Source organism: Pseudophaeobacter sp., from assembly GCF_048267565.1.
GTDB classification, from domain to species: Bacteria; Pseudomonadota; Alphaproteobacteria; order Rhodobacterales; family Rhodobacteraceae; genus Pseudophaeobacter; species Pseudophaeobacter profundi.
The window spans coordinates 1,239,056-1,253,838 of sequence record NZ_JBLWXG010000001.1 but is presented as its reverse complement, the minus strand read 5'-3'; the positions used below and the strand labels follow the sequence as shown (position 1 = coordinate 1,253,838).

Annotated in this window: 22 protein-coding genes and 1 tRNA gene; 13 read left to right on the top strand and 10 right to left on the bottom strand. The window is 59.1% G+C overall.

All coding sequences use genetic code 11. The annotated features are described in order from the left end of the window. Positions 1-460 precede the first annotated feature (460 nt). Positions 461-649: a DUF6324 family protein gene (locus ACN0VH_RS05940; protein ID WP_278921163.1), complete on the bottom strand. Its 189-nt coding sequence runs from the start codon at positions 647-649 to the stop codon at positions 461-463. 262 nt (positions 650-911) lie between these two features. Here ACN0VH_RS05940 and ACN0VH_RS05935 point away from each other — a divergent pair. After that, positions 912-988 (top strand) — tRNA-His (locus ACN0VH_RS05935). Positions 989-1,066: 78 nt separating this feature from the next. Here ACN0VH_RS05935 and ACN0VH_RS05930 read toward each other — a convergent pair. From ACN0VH_RS05930 to ACN0VH_RS05895, 8 genes are all read right to left on the bottom strand, one after another. After that, positions 1,067-2,293, bottom strand: coding sequence for a recombinase (locus ACN0VH_RS05930; protein ID WP_417699906.1), 1,227 nt, complete (start codon positions 2,291-2,293; stop codon positions 1,067-1,069). Then, positions 2,283-2,549, bottom strand: coding sequence for a hypothetical protein (locus ACN0VH_RS05925; protein ID WP_417699905.1), 267 nt, complete (start codon positions 2,547-2,549; stop codon positions 2,283-2,285). The genes ACN0VH_RS05930 and ACN0VH_RS05925 overlap by 11 nt, the downstream gene beginning before the upstream one ends. Further along, positions 2,546-3,265, bottom strand: coding sequence for a hypothetical protein (locus tag ACN0VH_RS05920; protein ID WP_417699904.1), 720 nt, complete (start codon positions 3,263-3,265; stop codon positions 2,546-2,548). The genes ACN0VH_RS05925 and ACN0VH_RS05920 overlap by 4 nt, the downstream gene beginning before the upstream one ends. A gap of 7 nt (positions 3,266-3,272) precedes the next feature. Continuing rightward, positions 3,273-3,533: a hypothetical protein gene (locus ACN0VH_RS05915; protein ID WP_417699903.1), complete on the bottom strand. Its 261-nt coding sequence runs from the start codon at positions 3,531-3,533 to the stop codon at positions 3,273-3,275. Beyond that, the gene (locus ACN0VH_RS05910; protein ID WP_417699902.1) at positions 3,530-3,808 is read right to left on the bottom strand and encodes a hypothetical protein; all 279 of its coding nucleotides are present in this window, start codon (positions 3,806-3,808) and stop codon (positions 3,530-3,532) included. The genes ACN0VH_RS05915 and ACN0VH_RS05910 overlap by 4 nt, the downstream gene beginning before the upstream one ends. A 98-nt stretch (positions 3,809-3,906) precedes the next feature. Then, a complete protein-coding gene (locus tag ACN0VH_RS05905; RefSeq protein WP_417699900.1) occupies positions 3,907-4,161 on the bottom strand; it encodes a hypothetical protein in 255 nt (84 codons plus the stop codon). Continuing rightward, positions 4,151-4,432, bottom strand: coding sequence for a hypothetical protein (locus ACN0VH_RS05900; RefSeq protein ID WP_084300872.1), 282 nt, complete (start codon positions 4,430-4,432; stop codon positions 4,151-4,153). Before ACN0VH_RS05900 ends, ACN0VH_RS05905 begins: the two co-directional genes overlap by 11 nt. Positions 4,433-4,741: 309 nt before the next feature. Further along, a complete protein-coding gene (locus tag ACN0VH_RS05895) occupies positions 4,742-5,005 on the bottom strand; it encodes a helix-turn-helix domain-containing protein (protein WP_417699898.1) in 264 nt (87 codons plus the stop codon). 87 nt (positions 5,006-5,092) lie between these two features. On the opposite strand from ACN0VH_RS05895, the gene ACN0VH_RS05890 reads away from it, so the two are divergent. From ACN0VH_RS05890 to ACN0VH_RS05865, 6 genes are all read left to right on the top strand, one after another. Beyond that, complete coding sequence (locus ACN0VH_RS05890; protein WP_027242535.1) at positions 5,093-5,314, top strand: hypothetical protein; 222 nt, start codon at positions 5,093-5,095, stop codon at positions 5,312-5,314. Next, on the top strand, positions 5,311-5,634 hold the full coding sequence (locus ACN0VH_RS05885; protein WP_417699897.1) for a hypothetical protein: 324 nt from the start codon (positions 5,311-5,313) through the stop codon (positions 5,632-5,634). Before ACN0VH_RS05890 ends, ACN0VH_RS05885 begins: the two co-directional genes overlap by 4 nt. Beyond that, positions 5,631-5,876 carry a hypothetical protein gene (locus tag ACN0VH_RS05880; protein ID WP_417699896.1) on the top strand — a complete coding sequence of 82 codons (246 nt, stop codon included), beginning with the start codon at positions 5,631-5,633 and terminating at the stop codon, positions 5,874-5,876. The genes ACN0VH_RS05885 and ACN0VH_RS05880 overlap by 4 nt, the downstream gene beginning before the upstream one ends. Then, a complete protein-coding gene (locus ACN0VH_RS05875; protein WP_417699895.1) occupies positions 5,876-6,523 on the top strand; it encodes a hypothetical protein in 648 nt (215 codons plus the stop codon). Before ACN0VH_RS05880 ends, ACN0VH_RS05875 begins: the two co-directional genes overlap by 1 nt. Positions 6,524-6,708: 185 nt before the next feature. After that, on the top strand, positions 6,709-7,290 hold the full coding sequence (locus tag ACN0VH_RS05870; RefSeq protein WP_417699894.1) for a hypothetical protein: 582 nt from the start codon (positions 6,709-6,711) through the stop codon (positions 7,288-7,290). Continuing rightward, complete coding sequence (locus tag ACN0VH_RS05865) at positions 7,287-7,982, top strand: hypothetical protein (protein WP_417699893.1); 696 nt, start codon at positions 7,287-7,289, stop codon at positions 7,980-7,982. The genes ACN0VH_RS05870 and ACN0VH_RS05865 overlap by 4 nt, the downstream gene beginning before the upstream one ends. Positions 7,983-7,997: 15 nt before the next feature. Here the strand turns inward: ACN0VH_RS05865 and ACN0VH_RS05860 are convergent, their stop codons facing one another. Then, positions 7,998-8,426, bottom strand: coding sequence for a hypothetical protein (locus ACN0VH_RS05860; RefSeq protein WP_417699892.1), 429 nt, complete (start codon positions 8,424-8,426; stop codon positions 7,998-8,000). Positions 8,427-8,669: 243 nt separating this feature from the next. On the opposite strand from ACN0VH_RS05860, the gene ACN0VH_RS05855 reads away from it, so the two are divergent. The 6 genes from ACN0VH_RS05855 to ACN0VH_RS05830 all read left to right on the top strand — a co-directional run bounded on the left by ACN0VH_RS05855 (position 8,670) and on the right by ACN0VH_RS05830 (position 14,767). Then, positions 8,670-9,032, top strand: a complete 363-nt coding sequence (locus ACN0VH_RS05855; protein ID WP_417699891.1) for an HNH endonuclease signature motif containing protein — start codon at positions 8,670-8,672, stop codon at positions 9,030-9,032. Positions 9,033-9,171: 139 nt separating this feature from the next. Then, complete coding sequence (locus tag ACN0VH_RS05850) at positions 9,172-9,654, top strand: P27 family phage terminase small subunit (RefSeq protein WP_417699890.1); 483 nt, start codon at positions 9,172-9,174, stop codon at positions 9,652-9,654. Further along, the gene (locus ACN0VH_RS05845; protein WP_417699889.1) at positions 9,651-11,486 is read left to right on the top strand and encodes a terminase large subunit; all 1,836 of its coding nucleotides are present in this window, start codon (positions 9,651-9,653) and stop codon (positions 11,484-11,486) included. Before ACN0VH_RS05850 ends, ACN0VH_RS05845 begins: the two co-directional genes overlap by 4 nt. Next, entirely contained in the window at positions 11,486-12,793 is a 1,308-nt protein-coding gene (locus ACN0VH_RS05840) for a phage portal protein (protein WP_417699888.1), read from the top strand. The genes ACN0VH_RS05845 and ACN0VH_RS05840 overlap by 1 nt, the downstream gene beginning before the upstream one ends. 12 nt (positions 12,794-12,805) lie before the next feature. Next, on the top strand, positions 12,806-13,399 hold the full coding sequence (locus ACN0VH_RS05835) for an HK97 family phage prohead protease (protein ID WP_417699887.1): 594 nt from the start codon (positions 12,806-12,808) through the stop codon (positions 13,397-13,399). Positions 13,400-13,486: 87 nt separating this feature from the next. Further along, a complete protein-coding gene (locus tag ACN0VH_RS05830; RefSeq protein WP_417699886.1) occupies positions 13,487-14,767 on the top strand; it encodes a phage major capsid protein in 1,281 nt (426 codons plus the stop codon). Positions 14,768-14,783 lie beyond the last annotated feature (16 nt).

Here is a 14,783-nt window from a genome sequence, read left to right as displayed (position 1 = left end):
GATGTTTGCTTGAAAATAAACCATGAAAACCGCGCATCGATGTTCCGGTGCTGCGGTTTTTTGCGGCTCGGCCGTGTGTTTCGCGGCGGTTGATCATGACTGGTCGCACCTTGCGCGCTGCCGTGATGTTCAATGCGGGATGAGGGAATGTGACGGGACCACCAAACAGACGTGCGGTTTTGATTCCCGGGGACCTGTATGTACAGGTGGGCACCAGATAAACGGACCAGGGTCCGAACAGAGCCAGCTCCCGTGGAATTGCTTAAGGCCACTGGAATGCTGCCGGTCACTGAAAGGGCAGAACCCGCCACGCCCTGTAGGTAGTACCCCGCTGTCGGCAAAGCAAGGGGCAGAGGGAAATCAGTTGATCACTATGGGCGCGCTATGGAAAGCCGCTGAGGCTGGACAGCTGGCTTTCTGGTTTGTCTGGTGCGGTCCTGGCCGACTGCGAGATTTCGTTTCAGCCAGTGACCAGGCGTGCTGCCTGGGCCGCCGCACGTAGTTCCTCGGCAATTTCTTCGGCTTCTTCCGGATCAAAATCCATTGGGATCTCGACGCCATCGGCCTCAATAAACAGTCGCACCATGCCCAGGTCGGTTGGACCGATCTGCATGTTTGCTTCGATGTCGCGTTCGCTATTGATACCCATTTTGCACTCCTGTCGCGGCGGCCTATTGCCAGTCTTGGTGCTAGCCCGCGCAAGCGTGAAAGGCAAGCCGCCACAGCGGGCAGCGCGGACAGGCAGGCTTGCGTCGTCAGTCACTTGGTCGCAACGGAAGGGCAAGCTGGGTTGAAAACTGGCGCGGGGGCGCTGCTTGGCCCCGTAGACGAGAATTTCATCAAACAAAGCTGGAAACTTGTGATATAATCCCCTTGCGCTTCGGTTTTCTCTAGGCTAAATCGCCCCCAGTGCCGCCTTAGCTCAGTAGGTTAGAGCGCCTGATTGTGGATCAGGAGGTCCCCCGTTCGAGCCGGGGAGGTGGTACCACCAAAACAACAACTTACCAGATCTTGCAAAAATAGTTGGAGAGTTGTTGGAACGTCTTTTCTAAAATTATGATCCAACTCATCCAGAGTTCCTGAGTCGCGCCACCTTGTTTGCGCTTTCTGACCTCAATCTAGAGTAGCGATTTGTGGTCTGCGCTTGCAAGTGCTGAGCCGCGTCGCGAAGTTCATGCTCGCTGACGCCAAGTGATTTTGCCTCGGTAACAGCACCGGCTCGAATATCCATCATCATGATTTCCTCGGGAACCTTCGCGATCTTGCGCATACGCTTCCACGCCTGGTTCCAACCGCTCGCGGTGTAGGGCAAGCCGCCACTGCGCTTGGCTAGGAGTATCGGCCCCACTGGGTTATCCGGTCGAATTTCCAGTAGGCGGGTTCGAACCTCTGGCACGGCAGTCAGGTCGAATTCGTAGGGTTCTGGCATAGAGGCCTTGGTTTTTGAAATGAGCTTGGTCATCGAGGTCAGGTCTGTATCGAACATTTCCCATGTCAGCCCGTCTTGCCACTGTCGGCCGTTGCGGATGATGCCGCCTTCGGTCTGGTCTGTTTTTAGCCACTGTCCTCGGACATCGACTGCGCGCAGCGCGAACTCGAACTGGATCATTATGCCCAGTGCAAAGTGATCATAGCCCTGTTCATCCGCTGCTTGAATGATCGCGTAGATCTGTTCACGGGTCGGGGATACCTGTCGGGCTGGGCTGTTTTTGATTTTCACCTCCGCCAGGACACTGGCCACCTGGGTGGCCTCGGGGATGCCCAAAGCTTTACCGTAGCGCGCAACGCGCCTCAGCGTGTTGAAGAACCTATGAATATAGTCCTGAGAGCGTTCTTTCTGCACCATGGCTCGTTGGATCATTTTGATACGCTCATAGGTCATATCACCGATCTTTGTGTGGCCTATGGCGTCTTCGATCTTGGTTAGCTGCTCATAATATCCGCCCCTGGTATTTGCCTGAACCTCCTGAATGGGCGAAAAATCGTCCGTCTTGTAGCGGGCAATCAGGTATTTCCATATTTGGGGGTCCACCTTGGGTTGGTCCTGCTCATCGTACCATTTGAGCAACTCGCGGGTCAGCTCGCGGCACCGTTGGGCGCGACTGGCTTGATGCCGATCGTTGGGGTTTCCTGGCGGATCTAGCTTCACGCTCTTTATGGCATATCCTGCCTTCACGTATTTGGGTGGGCACTTCCATTGCGCATATTTCCGCGCGGGATTCTTTCCGCTCCAGCTGATGCTAGGCGCATAGAGCGGGTCGGAACCGTCCCACAAAGCTTCTTTATAGAGCACTGAAGTTTACCTCCTTCTCGGGATTGCGAGCATCAGCACTGATAGCAATATCGTCGCTCAGCTGACGCCGCCGGTTTATCCATGCATCAACATCAGCTTTCACATAAAGGTTGGTGATCCGGTCGGTTTTGGGAAAGCCATCATTTTCCAGGATGTCCCGCTTTTGCCTGAACTTGTTGAGGGACCAGCCGATGCGGGCGGCTGCCCATTTGACAGACCCGTTCAGGCTGATTTGATCCATAGTTGGGTCGCTCAATTGTAGTTCTCCTGTGCCGCTGCGCTATTGGCAGCATCTATTCTCTGTTTGGATTTGGAGCTGTTGGGGTCTTGGCCTATTGCGTGATCGCCCCATTGGGTTGCCATTGCTTTGGCGATACCTGGAAACGTCTTGCTGCGGATCTGCCAGCGGAGTTCGCCCGGCGGGGCGCGGTGGATGGCTGACCAGTGCTTGTGGGCCTCTGTGCCCTTCTCAGGTGGTGTCAGCTTGTTTGTCGGGGTGAGCTTGGGCAGTCCGCGCAAATAGAGGCCGGTCGCCTTAAAGGCGGGCTCTCCAAACCACCAGGGCTGCACATGCTGTGCGGCGGGCTGAAAGTTCTTGATCCGCTGTTTTGCGTGTTTGTGCATCACGGGATTTTCGACCGCAACGCGCGCGATCGGCGCATTCCAGCAGGCTGAAAACAGCGCGGCACCTTCATCCAGATCAGCCCACATCTCTGCCAGGCTGCGCCCCTTTGGGGGCTGGTGCAGCCAGCGCACGCCGCTGTTGCACAGCCGGGTGCAGGGCGGGTGCATTACGGCCAGCAGATCCCAGCCCAAGTCCAGCACCTCGCGCACATCGCATTGCATGTGGCGGTTGCTGCGATCGGCAGAGGGCAGCAGATCACAAGACCAGGCGTCATGGCCGCGCTCAAGAAACGCCCGACGCACCGCGCCGCTGGTTTCGCAGCCGATCAGAACTTTTAGTTGTTTCATGGTGGTCCTAGTCTTTTCCTGCGGCACGGCGCATGCGGCGGATACTGCGCCGCATGATGCCGGCGCGTTCCTCCCGCAGGGCTGCAAGAGATTTTTCCTTGCGCTGGATCCGGTTGTGCAGCCGGGCAAGGCGTTCAAATTCTTCCGGGGTGGCGTGGTGCATCCAGGGCGCGCCAAGGCCAAATGGCTCTTCCTTCGGCGCGGCTGGCGTGTCGGCCTGTACAGCAGCCGCTAGTGCCCGGATCAAGTCTTGCGGGGTGTGTTTCATCGGCATTTATCCATGCTTTCTGGGGCTTGGATGCGGCCAGACCAAATCAGGAAATCGGTGTGCATATTCTCAAACCGCTGGCGCGCAGCGGTGTCGGTTGCAAGCTGGCGGCGGCTTTTGACCTGGCAGACCGTGCGCAGATGTTCGGTCGCGGCTGTCGGGCTGAACTGGCCACCAGGAAAGCCATTGCGGGTGGCGGCGTAGCGTTGAAAGGCCACGTCATGGGCCAGCATGGCAGCGCGCATCGGGGTCTTGTTCTGGGTGATCTGCTGCATGGGTGCCTCCTGTTGTCTTGCTGGGGCGCGGTGGGTGTCCGTGAGTGGCGCGCCCCATTGGGCAGCGCTCATGCTGCCGGTGTCGGGCATAGGGAAGATTACTGAGCGAGCGGGGTTTTGGTGGCCGTGGCGATCCAGGCTGACAGCGCGGCATAGCCATCGCTGCCAGTTTTGCAGATCCCAAAGAGTTCGGCCCGGTGGGTCAGGGTCTCTGGTTCCCACCAGTCCTGTGGATCATCGCTTGGCGGTGTGATGGTGCCGCCGAGGTCAAAGAACCGCAAAAGCCGCTCAACGCCGTGGTATTGCTTCAAATCCAGCGCAGCCGCGTGGATTGCAGGGAAATCAAGCGGCATGGGGCGGCTGGCCACAATAGCCCTTTGTTGCGATCAGGTCGCGGACCCTCTCAGCGACACGATCTAGGGTTTGATCGATCGGCTCTGGCGTTGGTGGCGGGCAGTCCACGATATGCTGAGGCCGCAGCCTGCTGGGATCAAAGCTTTGCCCGCGCTCAGCCTTGAGTGCGGCCCAGGCCGTGGTGAATACGGTTGTGTCGCTGAGGAAATCCTCTGGGTGAGAGGCGATCCCGCGGGCGGTCTGAATGACTTCTTTTGGAAGGTCTTGCATCTAATTCTCCTTCGGTTGATAAGGATTTGTATAATTCACAAAAAGTGGATAATGCAACACAAAAATCACAAAAAGTGGATTTTTGAGCTGGCGATGGGAAATCGAAGGGTAAAAAAATGATGCTTCTGGAGGGAGAAGCTAGAGATTGACCTAGGTAGTTTGGATTGTGTAGTGAGAACAAAAAGAGAACATGGAGAGGGTGAAGTATAGCATGAAGGAAATCGACAAGCGTCTGGATCGCATGATTGAGATTTCAGATTTGCTTGGAATGTCTCTAGATCAGGTGGTAGCTTACATGGGCAGATGTGATCAAAGAACCTTTGAGGCTCTTTCTGACAGCCCGTCACGTCTTCCCCGATATATGAAATCTAAAGTTAAGCCATAGGTTTCACAAAGCTTTTCTGCGCTGTCAACGGGTATGCGGCGCAAACCTTTTTCCCAATTGTTTACCTGGGTCGAGTTGAAGCCATGCTTCTCGGCCCATTCTTTTTGGGTGTTCTCTTTGCCAAAGACAGCCCGGATTTGAATAAGCCGCTCGGCGATTTCGGGATAGGATTTGCTATTTGTGTTCATGCTTCGTTGAACCACATTTTGTGAATTTTGAGCAAACCACAAAATGTGATCTTGATTTGATCCACAAAAGGTGGATATTGCTGTCGCATGAACAATATTTCCCAAATAGCTGATATCATCGGCCGCAAAGTTATCGCTGAGACGCTCCAGGTTGGTAGCACTGCAGTCAGCAACGCTATTGCTAGGGGCGCTTTCCCGGCGTCGTGGTATTTGAGCATTCAGGCGCTCTGCGAAGAGAGGGAGTTGGAATTCGACCCTTCTTGGTTCTCCATGATCCGTCCCAGCAAGGTAAAGGGAGCCGCCGCATGAGCCGCCCGCGTCTAACGCTGATTGTAAGCAATGATCCATCATGTGCTGAGGCTGGCACGCCCCAGGTGCAAAGCTCTTGGTCAAAACAGTTGGATCCTTACCGGCTGAAGGCCGAGGCACCGGACCTGTGGTCCAGCTACTTCCGCGCCCGGTTCAACAGCCCGCGCGAGGTGGCACTGTTTTGCGATGTCAGCTTTCAGACCGCGCTGAACTGGTGGGGGGCGGTGACGTCCCCGGCCAGCCATATCGCGCTGCTGGTGATCCTGACGGATCCGCAGGCGCCGGAGTTCTTCCAGACACAGATGGGGCAGGCGGCATGAGCATCCGGATGCAACGCATTGCCTATCAGATCTGGTGGATGACCCGCGCGACCGCAGGCGACTGCACCCTGGCCGATCTGGCGCGCTTTACCGGTGCCTCTGCGAATACCTGCCGCAACATCTGCATGCACCGGGGCTGGGGCAATCGGTATCGCCGCCGGGTGACCGATCGTCGCCGTATGGCCCCGCTCGAGGCCGCGCAGGCCTGCGAGGTCTATGACCTGCTTGAGGCCTTTGTCTGATGGCGCTCCCGCATCACCTGCAGCCGGTGAATATCAGCGACCTGCCGGACTACCCGCTGTCCTGCGATGACCGGCTGGACAGCCATTTCTTCATGGCCTGGGAGCGGCGGCGCTGGCTGGCCTCGGACATGCGGCTGAATGCTACGCCGGAATGCCGGGCGCTGTTCTTTGATCTGATCAATATCGCCTATGACAACAGCCCCGTGGGCACCCTGCCGATGGATCAGAATATTCTGGCCAAACTGCTGATGATTGATCCGGGGCATTTTGGCTCGCTGTGCAAGCTGGACTATGGGCCGCTTTACAAGTGGGAGGCCTGCCGCTGCGACAATGGCGATATCCGCCTGATGCACCCGATGGTGCTGCGCAGCCTGACCGAGGCCATGGCCCGGCGCCAGGACCACCGGGCGCGCAATGACGCGGCCAACTCGGCCAAGCGGCTGCAGCGGCTGCGCATCACGGTGTCGGGCTATCACGCGGACCTCGCCAAGAACGATGCGGCGGTGCGCTGGATGGATGAATGGCTGGTGAAAGAGGGCTGCGAATACCGCAGCGCCGCCTGGATTGAGCGCTCGATGCAGGCCTGGTCGAACCACATCTTTGACCTCGGGCGCTCCGGGGGCGCGTTTCAAAACAGAGGATCCTGACACTGTCCGACAGTGTCCAAGACTGTCCGATGGACAGTTCAAGACAGTCTCGGACAGTCTCAGACTGTCCTGCACGACATAGACAAAGACAAAGACAAAACATGACAGCAGGACGGTTGCGCCCCAGTTGCAGCGCCCAGCCTGTGGATAAGTCGGAATTGCAGAGAAAGAGGAAGGGCAGAAAGATGGATGCCAAAGATCAGGCCGCAGGTGAACGCCGGGTGAAGGACCACCTGATTGAGCCGTTGAAGAAGTTGGGGCTGGCGAAACCCACCAGCCTGACAGTGGCGCAGTTTGACGCGATGGTCGCGGATCTGGGCGGCAAGCTGGCCTATATGTCGGAACTGAACCTGCAGGCGCTGGCCGAGCAGGTGGCCAATATGCCCGGCGGCAAGGATCGGGACCGCTTTCCGATCGCGGCCAAGATCCTCGGCTGGGCTGCCGAGATCCAACCGCCGGCCGATGATGCCTCGCCGCTGTTTCGGGCGGTTTTTGCCCATGCCCTCGGCCAGCGCGCCTTGGCAGAGGGCTGGGCGCCTGAGTTGCTGGCCGAGTTGCGCCGGGTCCGCGTCTGGCCGCGTGAGTATGATCTGCGTCAGGTGCAGGATCGCGCCGCTGATGCGCGCCGCCGGGTTCAACGGCTGGATGAGCAGGTGGGGCGGGGCGAGACACTGAGCCATCAGGATCAGACCTTTCGCCAGCGCCGTGCCGCCGCCGAGGTCAAATGCCGACGCATTGCAGCGCTGGCCACAGAGGTGTCGGCATGAAGGACTTTGTTGTGATCGTAAGCCCGAATGGCGCGGCCCGGCTTGAAGCCGAAGCTGTTCGTTTGGCTGAGATCAAAGCCCGCAGCGCTGTGCCAGAGATCTGCGGCGATGCTATCCCGCAGGCCCCGGCGCGTGGTGCGTTTCGGGTGTTTGAGCCTCAGGCCCTTTATCCTGATGCAGAGGGCGGTTTCGAGGCCAAGCCTGCAGGATATCGCGGGCACAGTGCCATCCAGCGGGCAGATGTGTTTGATGTGATGGCAGCCAAGGCAGCGCGGCACAACAAGCCGTCACCGCTTTCTCCTGGACAGGTAGCCATTGGCCGCTATTACCGCGATCTGGTTGAGCGCCACGCTTGCGCAGGCCTCAAGTGTTCCTCGATCGAGGCGGTACGATCTGGCAGCGGTGGTCGCGGCGGCGACTTCATGGATGCTGTTCTGCGCGATCGCGAAGAGATCGAACACCTGCGCCGCCGGATTGGCATGGGATCCGCCATGGTGGTCCGCCGCATCCGCCCCTCAAAGCGTGGATCTCGCGCCAGCATTTCTGACCGGCGTTTGGTCGATATGGTCTGTCTCGAAGATCGCGCCCTCAGCGATGTGCTGAAGGCGCATGGCTGGTCAGTCTATGGGGCGACATCGCAGGCCGTTGCCAAGGCATTGGGGCAGGCATTGGAGAGGATGAGGGGCGGCTAAGCGCAGCTAGCGTATTCAGTTACTTACAGAGATATGTTTGTCATATACATCGCGTAGTGCCTTAATTGATGGCGGTCGATAAGAAAACCATGGTTCCTTCCAAACCCTGTTCTGGTCTCTTGTAAAACCTTCTGTCTCCACGACCCCATAACCGGGCTCGCCGGTTGTATCGTTAACGGCGATAGCATTTAGCGGAGGTAGTTTTTCCTGCTGGCAATAGTACCCTATAACCCCAAGATGTCTTCCAAGGGTCATCCCGGCTTTTGGATCCATACCCATCTGTTTTGCGAGATCTCCATATGTGATCAGTCCTGGTTTCCAGCCGCTCCATCCAGCGCCTTCTTCATATTCTCCTGAAGGCTTGAGAACTGCGTGAGCGGTTAGGATTAACCATATCTGTTGTGATCTAACTGGAACCCGATCACCGCGAGAATATTCTTTCATGTTATTTCCTTTTCTAGTCCGATTGTCCCAAAATGATCATAAGGCGCCATATTGATCAATATGTCCCATATGGCACACTTTGATTTGCGTGGCAACTGTTTCCTATAGCCTGTGCCCTGTTAAAAGGATGGGTCGTAAATCCCCCCTTGACGCTAACCTCATCGGCATGCGAGTAGATTTGCATCATCAATAAATGCGCCCACGGGAAACCGGCGGGCGTTTTTGCGTTCTGGGGGCCAGCGAATGACAGCCCGAAGCGACTATCACCACCTTTACAATTTGTCGGCCTGGCGGCGTCGGTTGCGTCCGCAGCACCTGGAGCGGGAACCGCTGTGCCGGGCCTGTCTGCGGCGCGGCATCCTGAACGATGGCTCGCTGACCTCGGCGGGTGCGGATCAGACCAATGCACGGCGGCGGTTTCTGGTGGTGGATCACCTGATCCCGCATCGCGGTGACCGGGGCTTGTTTCTGGATCCGGGCAACCTGCAGACGCTGTGCCCGGATGACCATGACCAGAACAAGCAGCGGCTGGAAACGCGGGGCTTCTCGCAGGAACGCGGCAGCGATGGCTGGCCGATCGATCCGCTGCACCCGGCCAATCAGTAGACCGTTGCCCACCCCGTAATGGGGAGGGGGAGGGTCGGCAGGAAAATCCCTTTTGGTGGAAACCGGAGAGGGAACCTTTCTGTGTGCAAAGCCGTAATTGAATAGAAAAAACCACAGGTTATGGGAAGGACGTCACGACATGGCACGGGGCCGCAAGCCAGCAGAGGAAAAGGTTGTTCCGCTCACCGATGAGGGGGTGCAGCCGCATAATCTGCAAGAGCGCGCCCGCGCCCGGCTTGAGGAACTGCGCCCCGAGGGTCTGACCGGCCAGCTGCGCTGGACCTTTGACCGGTTGGCGCTGCCGCTGTGCCATCCAACTGTCGATCGGCTGAAACCCCAGCACCTGCAGCCTTTTGTGCAGCTGTGCAAGGCGGTGGTGCGCCATGACCGGATTGAGCTGGAGCTGGAAGAGCTTGGCGAGACCTATGTGAGTGAGACCCGCAACGGTACCCAGATCAAGGCGCGGCCAGAGGTGGCGCAGCTCAATGAAACCTTCCGGCAGATCCGGGGGCTGGCAAATGATTTTGGCATGACGCCTGCAGCCGAACGCGGGCTGTCGGGCGGCGGTCAGATGGGGTTTGACTTCCCTGATCCAAATAGCCCCGAGGGGTTCATGACGTGAGCGATGTCGTGGTGCGGATCAGCTATGAGGAGGATCCGGTCACTGCCTGGGCGCAGGATGTTGTCGCTGGCGCAATCACTGCCGGGCCATATGTACGGGCAGCGGCTGAGCGGCATCTGCGGGATCTGATCGAGGGGCCAAAGCGCGGCCTCAAGTGGGATCTGGTGGCGGCGCAGCGGGCGATCAGTTTCTTTCCCCAGGTGCTGCGGCTCAATGGGGGCCAATTTGAGGGGCGGCCCTTTCATCTGCATCCCAGCCAGGCGTTCCGGATCGGGTCGCTGTTTGGCTGGAAGAAGTTCAGCGCCACCCACGGGGCCTGGCTGCGCCGGTTCACCCGGTTCTATGATGAGGAAGGCAAGGGCAACGGCAAGTCGCCAATGCTGGGCGGCATTGGTCTCTATATGATGGTGGCGGATGGCGAGCCGCGCGCCGAGATCTACGCGGCGGCTGCGAAAAAAGACCAGGCGGGCATTCTGTTCCAGGATGCGGTGGCGATGGTGGATCAGTCGCCGGTGCTGAAACGCCGGGTGAAACAGCTTGGGGAAAACCCGGTCTGGCAGCTGACCTATGTGGGCAAGTCGGGCGACAAGCGCAAGTTCAAGCCGCTGTCGGCGGAAAAGGCGCAGTCGGGGCCGCGCCCCCATTGCGCGCTGACCGATGAGGTGCATGAGCATCCCAACCGGGATGTCATTGATATGCTGGAGCGGGGCTTCAAGTTCCGCAAGCAGCCACTGCTTTGCATGGCGACCAATTCGGGCACCGACAAGAAATCGATCTGCTGGGAAGAACACCAGCACGGGGTCAATGTGGTGACCGGGGTGCATGAGGATGACAGCACCTTTGCGTTCATCTGCGCGCTGGATGACGGTGATGATTGGGAAAACGACCCCAGCTGCTGGGTGAAGGTGAACCCGCTTTTGGGGGTGACGATCGAGGAAGACTATCTGCGGGGCGTTGTGAAACAGGCGCGGATGATGCCGGGCAAGCGCAACGGCATTGCGCGGCTGCATTTTTGCCAGTGGACACAATCGGTGAAGGCGGCGATCAAGCGCGAGGCCTGGGTTGCCTGTCATGGTGACGTGGATGCAAAGGCCTTGAGCGAAAAAGGATACCGCTGTTTTGGCGGGCTGGATTTGAGCCAGGTGCGGGATTTTACCGCCTTCACCCTGACCTGGGTGCTGGATGCCACCAAGGACGCTGAAAAGCTGGTGTCAAAGACCTGGTTCTGGACGCCAAAGGACACGCTGCTGGAGCGCGCAGGCCGCGATCAGGCGCCCTATGATCTCTGGGCCGATCAGGGCCACATCGAGGCGATCCCCGGCGAGCGGCTGAAATACCCCTGGCTGGCGGATGCGCTGGCGGATCTGAACGCGCGTTATCTGCCAGAGGTGATTGCCTGCGACCAATATGGGTTGGAACGGCTGAAGGACAGCCTGACGGAAAAGGGGCTGCTGCTGCCAAGTGAGGTACATCCGCAGGGGTTCCAGAAGCGGATCCTGGACAAGGTGCCGGATCCGACCAAACCGGGGGAAGAGGTCGAGATCTATCTGTGGATGCCAGATTCGATCAACAAACTGGAAAACGCAATTTACGATGGGCGGCTCATGGTCGCCAAGAACCCGCTGCTGGACAGTATGGCGGCCTCGGTCACCTACGCTGAGAACCGCACCGGGCACCGGATGTTTGACAAGGAAAAGGCCCATGGCCGGATTGATGGCATGGTGTCGCTTGCGATGTCGGCGGGCATGGCGCTGTGCCGGGATCGTGGCCTGCCGGAACAGTCGCCCTGGGCCGATGATGGCTATTCAATGGAGGATGACCTGTGGGATTAATGGGCAGATTACGCCGTGACCGGGCTGTGGCTGAGGTGGCGACAGAGGATCGCGCCCAGGTATTGATGGACAGCAATGCCGCCAGCATCGCGGATGTTCTGAATGGTGCTGCCTCTGAGGGCGTGACCATGAAAGAGGCGCTGTCGATGCCGGCGGTCTGGGACGCGATCAACTTTTTGTCGGCGGCGATGGCGGGATTGCCGATCGAGGTTTTTGAAAAAACCGATGAAACGGGCGGCGACAAGAAATTGACCGGCGGTGTGGCGGATGTGCTGGGGGCGGCGGTCAATGACAGCACCACCTCGTTCAGCTGGCGCGAGACCTTCTTTGCCCAGGTGTTTGGGCCGGGGCGCGCCTATAGCTACATCGAGCGTGACCGGCGCGGCGAGGTGATCAATCTGTTTGCGATGGAGTATGAGCGGGTCACGGTGCGCAAGGTGAGGGGGCGTCTGTTTTATGACTATATGGAGCCATCGGGGCGGGTGAAAACCTATGCCGGGAAGGACGTGATTGATATCGCCTATATGCTGAAACCGGATCATGTGAACTGCCATAATCCGGTGATGACCTGCGCCAGCGCCATCCGTCAGGGGCTGAATGCCAACCGCTATGCGCTGACGGTTTTTGGCAAGAATGGCGTGCCGCCCTATGTGCTGAAAGGCCCGTTTACGGCGGCCAAGGAAATGATGCGGGCGGCGGCGGATCTGATGAAGGTGACGCGGCGATCGGCAGAGGATGGCAAGCCGATCCTGCCGATGCCTGCGGGGCATGACCTGGTGCGGCTGGGGGATGACCCGGAAAAAATGCAGCTGACGCCGGTGCAGATCTTTGCGGTGGGGCAGGTGGCGCGGATCTATCAGCTGCCGCCGGTGTTTTTGCAGGAGCTGAGCAAGGGCAATTACAACAATATCGAGCATCAGGATTTGCACCTGGTCAAACATACCCTGCGGCGCTGGGTTGAGAAGTTTGAGCAGGAGCTGACGCTGAAGATCTTCGGGCGCGGATCCAGGCGCTATGTGAAGCTGGATCTGGACGGCATCATGCGGGGCGATTTTAAGACCCGGATCGAGGCGATTGTGAAGGCGGTTCAGAACGCGCTTTTGACCCCGAATGAGGGGCGCGAGATGATGAACAAACCACCGCTGGCAGGGGGCAATACCCTGTTTATCCAGGGGGCCACGGTGCCATTGGAAATGGCGGGCACGGCCTTCAACAAGAATGCGCCCCCGGCAGGTGACGGCGACGGTGCGGATGGCGATGGCGACACGCCACCGGGTGAGACCACAGAGACAACAGAAACCGACTAACAGGAGGCCGCGATGAGCGAGCTGAAACGTGAGGTGCGCTATTGCGCCCTCGCGCCCGTTGAGCTGCGTGAGGCTGCGGGCGACCAGATCAATGTGACCGGCTATGCCGCTGTCTTTGGCGAGGCGACGGAGATCGGCCCGCTGGACAGCTGGGGCTGGTCCGAGGTGGTGGAACGGGGGGCCTTCACCGATGCACTGCAGCGTGGTGACGATGTGACCTTTTTGATCAATCACCGGGATCTGCCGCTGGCGCGCACCAGCTCCGGAACGCTGACGCTGACTGAGGATGAGCGCGGGTTGCGGGTGGATACGGCGCTGGACGCCAGTGATCCGGACGTGATGCGGATCCTGCCAAAGATGCGGCGCGGCGATCTGTCAAAGATGAGCTTTGCCTTTCTGGCGGAGAAAGAGACCTGGGATGAAACCGGCGATCACGCGGTGCGCAGCATCCAGTCGGTGCGCCTGTATGATGTCTCGATCGTGACGGACCCGGCCTATGAGGGCACCGAAATCGGCCTGCGCTCAAAGCAGTCGGCACTTGGCGGCAGTGGGGATCTGCACCGTCGCCAGATGCAAATGCGGATGCGACTGGCCAGCTCTCGCTGAACGCGCATTCCGCCGCCCAGATACATCACGCGTCCAGGGCAGGCGCAGCTTTCCAAAACCAAACTCCCAAAACCAAAGGATGACCCCATGAGCAAGATCAAGGAACTGCGCGAGCGCGCCAAGAAAATCGAAACCGAAGCGCGCTCCATTCTGGACAGCGTGACGGACAAGACGCCAAAGGCCGAGGCAGAGGCGGCGCATCAGAAATTTGATACCATGATGGATGAGCGCGACGGCGTGGTGGCGCAGGCCGATCGTGAAGAGCGGGCCTATAAGGCGGCGCAGCAGGAAGAGCAGCGGCGCGAGACCCAGGAGCGCGAAGAGCGTGAATCGCAGCGCCCCGGTCAGGAAGAGCGCCAGCACAGCCCGGCGCAGGGTGTTGGGGATGAATACCGCGAGGCCTTCCGCCAGTATCTCGCCAATGGGGCCGATATGTCTGAACTGGACCGCGAGGCGCGCGAGGCGCTGCGGGCGGGGGCGCAAGAGATCCGGGCGCAGAACACCGGCACCGGGGCGCAGGGCGGCTTTCTGGTGCCAACCACGCTGGCCAATACCATCAATATCGCCGCTGCCGCCCATGGCCCGATGATGGATGGGACGATTGCGACCGAGATCAATCTGGCCAATGGCGCGCCGTTTGATATGCCCATGGTGGATGATACCGACGCGGAAATGGATCCCCATGCCGAGGGCGCTGAAGGCGTGGATGACAACAGCGGCGACATTGTGATCGGCAAGACGCAGCTGCTGGCGCATGTGATGAAGACGCCCTGGATCAAATGGTCCTTTGAGCTGGCGCAGGATTCCAGCTTTGGCTTTGAGGCGCTGCTGGGTCAGTTGATCGGGGAGCGCATCGGGCGCACCGGCAACAGGTGGCTGACGGTGGGTGCTGGCGGCAATGAACCGCTTGGCTTTGTCACGGCCGCGCCGGTCGGCCATGCGGCAGCAGCGGCGGCGGTGCTGACCTTTGATGACATCATCGAGCTGGAGCATTCGGTCGATCCTGCGTATCGCACTGGCCCCAAGGTGCGGTTCCAGATGCATGATCAGTCGGTCAAGGCGCTGCGCAAGATCAAGGATGCCAATGGCCGCTATCTCTGGTCTGACGGTGACGTGACCAAGGGTGTGACGCCCTCGCTGAATGGCAAGCCGGTGTCGTTCAACCAGGCGATGGCGCAGATTGGTGCCTCGGCCAAGCCGATCTCCTTTGGGGATTTCTCGCAATATTATGTGCGCAAGGTGGGCAATCCGCTGATTGGTGTGGCGCGCGAGAAGTTCTTTCCCAACCTCGGGATCATGGGGGTGCATCGCATTGACGGCGCGCCGGGCCAGACCAAGGCCATCAAGACGCTGCAGATGGCGGCCTGATCTGGCGATGTTGAGG

Bases quoted from the DNA above. Each gene is read 5' to 3' on its own strand.
- ACN0VH_RS05910 (WP_417699902.1), bottom strand. From the start codon at position 3,808: ATGCAGCAGATCACCCAGAACAAGACCCCGATGCGCGCTGCCATGCTG.
- ACN0VH_RS05920 (WP_417699904.1), bottom strand. From the start codon at position 3,265: ATGAAACAACTAAAAGTTCTGATCGGCTGCGAAACCAGCGGCGCGGTG.
- ACN0VH_RS05830 (WP_417699886.1), top strand. From the start codon at position 13,487: ATGAGCAAGATCAAGGAACTGCGCGAGCGCGCCAAGAAAATCGAAACC.
- ACN0VH_RS05880 (WP_417699896.1), top strand. From the start codon at position 5,631: ATGAGCATCCGGATGCAACGCATTGCCTATCAGATCTGGTGGATGACC.
- ACN0VH_RS05895 (WP_417699898.1), bottom strand. From the start codon at position 5,005: ATGAACACAAATAGCAAATCCTATCCCGAAATCGCCGAGCGGCTTATT.
- ACN0VH_RS05905 (WP_417699900.1), bottom strand. From the start codon at position 4,161: ATGCCGCTTGATTTCCCTGCAATCCACGCGGCTGCGCTGGATTTGAAG.
- ACN0VH_RS05940 (WP_278921163.1), bottom strand. From the start codon at position 649: ATGGGTATCAATAGCGAACGCGACATCGAAGCAAACATGCAGATCGGT.
- ACN0VH_RS05890 (WP_027242535.1), top strand. From the start codon at position 5,093: ATGAACAATATTTCCCAAATAGCTGATATCATCGGCCGCAAAGTTATC.
- ACN0VH_RS05865 (WP_417699893.1), top strand. From the start codon at position 7,287: ATGAAGGACTTTGTTGTGATCGTAAGCCCGAATGGCGCGGCCCGGCTT.
- ACN0VH_RS05885 (WP_417699897.1), top strand. From the start codon at position 5,311: ATGAGCCGCCCGCGTCTAACGCTGATTGTAAGCAATGATCCATCATGT.
- ACN0VH_RS05900 (WP_084300872.1), bottom strand. From the start codon at position 4,432: ATGCAAGACCTTCCAAAAGAAGTCATTCAGACCGCCCGCGGGATCGCC.
- ACN0VH_RS05875 (WP_417699895.1), top strand. From the start codon at position 5,876: ATGGCGCTCCCGCATCACCTGCAGCCGGTGAATATCAGCGACCTGCCG.
- ACN0VH_RS05915 (WP_417699903.1), bottom strand. From the start codon at position 3,533: ATGAAACACACCCCGCAAGACTTGATCCGGGCACTAGCGGCTGCTGTA.
- ACN0VH_RS05850 (WP_417699890.1), top strand. From the start codon at position 9,172: ATGGCACGGGGCCGCAAGCCAGCAGAGGAAAAGGTTGTTCCGCTCACC.
- ACN0VH_RS05870 (WP_417699894.1), top strand. From the start codon at position 6,709: ATGGATGCCAAAGATCAGGCCGCAGGTGAACGCCGGGTGAAGGACCAC.
- ACN0VH_RS05835 (WP_417699887.1), top strand. From the start codon at position 12,806: ATGAGCGAGCTGAAACGTGAGGTGCGCTATTGCGCCCTCGCGCCCGTT.
- ACN0VH_RS05855 (WP_417699891.1), top strand. From the start codon at position 8,670: ATGACAGCCCGAAGCGACTATCACCACCTTTACAATTTGTCGGCCTGG.
- ACN0VH_RS05840 (WP_417699888.1), top strand. From the start codon at position 11,486: ATGGGCAGATTACGCCGTGACCGGGCTGTGGCTGAGGTGGCGACAGAG.
- ACN0VH_RS05860 (WP_417699892.1), bottom strand. From the start codon at position 8,426: ATGAAAGAATATTCTCGCGGTGATCGGGTTCCAGTTAGATCACAACAG.